This is a genomic window from Sphingomonas sp. CCH5-D11 (assembly GCF_001557395.1).
GTDB lineage: Bacteria > Pseudomonadota > Alphaproteobacteria > Sphingomonadales > Sphingomonadaceae > Sphingomonas.
On sequence record NZ_LSKH01000359.1, the window covers coordinates 1 to 4,819 of the forward strand.

A 4,819-nucleotide genomic window follows, 5' to 3' on the forward strand; every position below is an offset into this window, starting at 1 on the left:
CCGCGATGCTTCGATCCGCGTGAACACACGGCCCAACTCGCCGAGGAAATGCGCGAGACCGGTGCTGATAGGGGTATCGCCGGCACGGATCGCCCGCAGGTCGGCACCCGCGCAGAAGGCGCGTCCGACCCCGCTGATGACGAACGTGCGCACCGACGGATCGGCTTCGGCCGCTTCGATAGCGGCCTCAAGGTCGTGCGCCAGCCCGAGCGTGAGGCTGTTTAGCGCCTGCGGCCGATTCAGGTACACCCAAGAAGCGGGCCCGCGCGTTTCTACGGTGATATTCTCGAACGACATGAGTGGCTCCGCGGAATTTTCGGGCAGGACAGCGCTCACGCGCCGGAGATGCGACTGGCGTGGCCGGCCCAATAGGGCTCGCGAAGTTTTGATCGCAGCACCTTGCCGACGTTGCTCAGCGGCAGCGGCTCAGTCGTGAAGACGACCTGCGCAGGCTTTTTGAACGAACCCAGCCGTTGACTGACCAGATCGATGATATCCTGTTCGGAGATCTGCGTGTCCGGTGCGACGACGACCACCGCCAGGGGGGTTTCGCCCCATTTTTCGTGCGGGATGCCGAAAACGGCGGCGGCAACCACCAGCGGGTGATCGGCAATGACGTTCTCGATCTCGGCCGGATAGATATTGTAGCCGCCAGAGACGATCAGGTCGTTTGCGCGATCCAGCAAGTAAAGAAATCCGTTGGTGTCGACCCGGCCGATGTCGCCGGTCTTCACCCACCCGTCGACCATGCGTCGCGACGTTTCCTCGGGATCATCCCAAAACCCCTGCATCTGGCCGTTCTCGAACCGGGCAACGATTTCGCCCGGTTCGTCGGGGCCCAGCGCGCGCCCTTCGGCATCGCGTATCTCGAGATCGACAAAGGGCATCGCGCGGCCGACCGACTGAAGCGGGGTCGATCCCTCGGTCTGGCCGAACCATTCCTTCGGCCCAAGCGATGTCACGGGCAGGATCTCGGTCTGGCCATAGGCGGTGTGCAGCACCTCGTCGCCGAAGATCGTGCAGGAACGGCGTAGCGTCGCTTCCGACACCGGCGCGGAGGCGCTGAGCAGGCATTTCAGTTGGGGAAAGGCATGGCCTCGCGGATTGCCGTGGTGGACGATCGCGTTCAGCATGGTTGGCGCAACGAAGGCATAGCCGACGTTCTCGCGTGCCAGAATCTCGAGAAAGCTCTCGGGATCGAAGGCGTCCATCATGATGTTGCGGCCACCGATCGCCCAATACGGCGAGAACATGAATCCGGACGCATGCGACAAGGGGCCGACGTGCAGTACCGTCGACCCGGGGTCCGGTCGTGGCCCGACCGCTTGGAAGCCCGCGCAGATCGTCATCCAACTGCGGTGCGTGTACGCGACCCCCTTCGGAGCGCCGGTCGTGCCGCCGGTATGGCGTATGACGCACAGGTCGTCGGGCTTGATTGCCGGATCGGGATCTCTGTCTGATGCCTGGTCGAGCCAGCGCTCGTAGTCCGCATCGCGCACGATCAGCCGGTCGAGGTCCGGTAGTTCCTCGTTCAAGCCAGCGACTTCGGGTCGTAGCGCCGCATCGACCAGCGCGAGCCGGCAACCTGTGCTGCGCATCATGTGGGCATGGGATTCGCGGCGATTGCGGGCATAAAGCGGCACGCGAACGAAATTGCCGATGGCCGCCGCGAGAAAGATGTCGGCGGCTTCGATCGAATTCTTCTCGAGCGTCGCGATCTTGTCGCCGGGCCGCAGGCCGGTATCGGCCAGCGCATTGGCAAGGCGGACGCCCCGCGACCAGGCGCCGGCGAACGTGAAGCGACGGTCGCCGTGCACCAGTGCCTCGCGGGACGCGAAGTGGCTGGCTGCTCGGCGCAACTGGCTGCGTAGTTCCATCGTCAGCGCCGCCGAACGCCGAAGGGGCAGGCGTGCAGATTGTAGCCCAGGTCAGTCCGGATCGTTGCCATCAGCCTCTCCGCACACGCAGTGTCAGTCTTTGTCATCCCGGATCGGACGATGTCGTCGCGCTGTCCAATTCATTGGGTTCGAACCGTATTCCCCTTTTTCATATTTGTTCGAGCGGACGAAATGACACGACACAGCTCTAGCCCACAGAAATGTGGTCGATCGAGGTAGAGGACAGCGCATGAAGGGTCACGGGCCGCTCGCCGGCATACGCGTAATCGAGATTGCCGGGATCGGCCCGGCCCCATTCTGCGGCATGCTGCTCGCCGATCTCGGCGCCGACGTCGTGGTCGTGGATCGCCCGGCACCAAGCCCCGACGCGATCGACTTAGGCAGCGCGTCGATCCTCGACCGGGGCAAGCGGTTCGTCCACCTCGACCTGAAACAGCCCGACAGCGTAGCGACCGTCCTCGACTTGATCGAGCACTGCGACGCTCTGATCGAAGGGATGCGCCCCGGGGTCATGGAACGGCTCGGTCTCGGGCCCGAACCGTGCCTGGCCCGCAATCCGGCGCTGGTGTTCGGGCGGATGACCGGTTGGGGACAGGACGGCCCGCTCGCGCAGGCGGCGGGTCACGACATCAACTACATCGCGCTGTCGGGGGCACTATGGTACGCGGGTCAACCCGGCTCGCCTCCGGTCGCGCCGCCCAGTTTGGTCGGCGACCTAGGCGGGGGCGCGCTCTATCTTGCAGTCGGTCTGCTCGCCGCCATTCTATCTGCGCGCGCGACCGGGCGTGGCCAGGTCGTGGATGCCGCGATCGTCGACGGAAGCGCGCACCTTATGAATCTGCTGCTCAGCTTGAAGGCGGCCGGGCATTTCGTCAGTGATCGAGGCCGCAGTATCCTGGATGGTCCGCACTGGTATGCGACCTATCGCTGCGCAGACGATCGGTTCGTATCGGTTGGATCGCTGGAACCCAGGTTCTATGCGCTGCTGCGCGAGAAACTCGGGCTCGGGGACGACCCCGATTTCACCGACGGCTACGATCCCGCGCGCTGGCCCGATCTCACGCGACGGTTCGAGGCGTTGTTCCGACAGCGTACGCGCGAGGAATGGTCGGCGCTACTGGAAGGGTCCGACGCCTGCTTTGCCCCGGTGCTCGATCCGGACGAGGCCGCATCGCACCCGCATATCGCCGCGAGACAGATCTATCGAAGTATCAATGGCGTTGCGCAAACTGTGCCGGCACCGCGTTTCTCGAAGACGCCGCCCGCCATTTCGAGCAGTCGTTCCGCCGACGCCCATCAGCCGGGGTCGATCGTTACCGAATGGCGAGGTTGTTAACAATAGCAGGCTGCGAGGCGGAAGTCGTCTAGAAGGTGCTATCAGCGCGGTAGCGCCAAGCGCGTCGAGGTCGCATTTCCGTCTTGCGGACCTGCTCATAAGCAGACACATCGACCGTTTCGTAATTGGACCGAGCAAGTTTGCAGCAATTGACAGCCGCACCACAGTGCGCCCAGACAGCTGAAAGGCGGATAAGCGACCTGTCTGCGCGCCGAGTGCCTGAACAGCCATCGGTTGCTGTCGCTGGCGGACGCCCGGGCGAAGATCGAGGCTTGGCGACGGGAGCATAACAAGAGCCGTCCTCACACGGCTCTTGGCTGGCCGACGCCAGTGGAATATGCTGCATCCGCTTGGGTTAACCCCGGCGAATGCAGGCCGGACGCTCGCATCACGCCCGGATGAAAACCGGGGACCGTCAAACACCGGATTTCAGGTTCGACGTCGATCTACACCCATCAATGAAAGGTGCGCCCGCCGTCGATCGCCAACGCAACCCCGGTGACGTAGGACGATTCCTCGCAGCTGAGATAGAGAATGCCATTCGCGACTTCCATCGGGTCCGCGCTGCGCCTGAGGGCATAGGGCGATGCCTCGGACTCGGCGAACTTCACATGTTCGGGTGAGAGCAGTCCAGTCACAACAGATCCTGGACAGATCACGTTTACGCGGATCTTTGGCGCCAATTCAAAGGCCAAGGCCTTTGACAGCGAAACTAGCCCACCTTTCGAAGCGACATAGGCCGACATGCCATTCAGCGTTGGCATCAACGCAGTCCCCGACGAGATGTTGACGATGGTCGGTTTGTCGCTGTTTCTCAGATGCGGGAGCGCGGCCTGGATGAGCGTGTAGGGACCAGTCAGATTGACGGCCAGGACCTCATCCCAATCCTCATCGGTAGCGTCCTCGATCAGCCTGAGGCGGTGGATCCCGGCGACATTGACGACGCCATCGAGGCCGTCCATTGCGACGACGGCGTCCGCGACGCATCGGATCACCGCCTTGCGATCCGCGATGTCCGCAGCGAATGCCACTGCAGACACCGCATCCGCCACCGCCTGCACGCCGTCAGCCGTACGGTCGATGAGCGCAAGCCTTGCGCCTTCCCGGGCGAACAGTTCGGCCGTCGCGCGTCCGATACCCGAGGCGGCCCCCGTGACGATGAAGCGCCGTCCAGCCAGCCGACCGCTCATGATCCGACACTCGCGGCGAGTGATGCGCCCTCGAAGACAGCGTCGAACAGCGGATGTATACTCGCAATTCCCATAGTGAAATGATTCCTTCTGGAGACGATCGACACCTATTACCCGGGTCTCTCGAATTGAACGCAGACACTGCCGCCTTCACCGTCGACACGTCACTAATCTTGAAGGGTGGCCCGTCCACCCTGAGATGCCATCTGCATCGTATCCATTCGCTATGGACTGGTTCGAGTGCAGCGATCCGCCGAGGCCGATCGAACATCGCTTGCCTGACCGGAACCGAATGCGAGCGGCTATCGTGATGGCCGCTCGCCATGCCGCGCCCGGAGATTGTCAATCGGCGTCCAAAAAGGACCCCCTATCGGCGTGCAAAAGGGACCCCCTTC

Annotated in this window: 5 protein-coding genes; 2 read left to right on the plus strand and 3 right to left on the minus strand. The window is 63.2% G+C overall.

From position 1 onward, the window contains the following. Both AX702_RS21325 and AX702_RS21330 read right to left on the minus strand, forming a co-directional pair. A partial coding sequence (locus tag AX702_RS21325) for an enoyl-CoA hydratase/isomerase family protein (protein ID WP_197420715.1) occupies nucleotides 1-297 on the minus strand: 297 nt, incomplete at its 3' end. A 35-nt stretch (nucleotides 298-332) separates the two neighbouring features. Beyond that, the gene (locus AX702_RS21330; protein ID WP_017980754.1) at nucleotides 333-1,877 is read right to left on the minus strand and encodes a class I adenylate-forming enzyme family protein; all 1,545 of its coding nucleotides are present in this window, start codon (nucleotides 1,875-1,877) and stop codon (nucleotides 333-335) included. 250 nt (nucleotides 1,878-2,127) lie between these two features. On the opposite strand from AX702_RS21330, the gene AX702_RS21335 reads away from it, so the two are divergent. Next, nucleotides 2,128-3,234, plus strand: a complete 1,107-nt coding sequence (locus tag AX702_RS21335; protein WP_017980753.1) for a CaiB/BaiF CoA transferase family protein — start codon at nucleotides 2,128-2,130, stop codon at nucleotides 3,232-3,234. Between the two features lie 204 nt (nucleotides 3,235-3,438). Beyond that, nucleotides 3,439-3,636 carry an integrase core domain-containing protein gene (locus AX702_RS21910; protein ID WP_081609168.1) on the plus strand — a complete coding sequence of 66 codons (198 nt, stop codon included), beginning with the start codon at nucleotides 3,439-3,441 and terminating at the stop codon, nucleotides 3,634-3,636. A 53-nt stretch (nucleotides 3,637-3,689) separates the two neighbouring features. Here AX702_RS21910 and AX702_RS21340 read toward each other — a convergent pair whose 3' ends face one another. Then, nucleotides 3,690-4,424 (minus strand): SDR family NAD(P)-dependent oxidoreductase, encoded by a 735-nt coding sequence (locus AX702_RS21340; RefSeq protein WP_017980752.1) that lies wholly within the window; start codon nucleotides 4,422-4,424, stop codon nucleotides 3,690-3,692. Nucleotides 4,425-4,819: the final 395 nt, after the last annotated feature.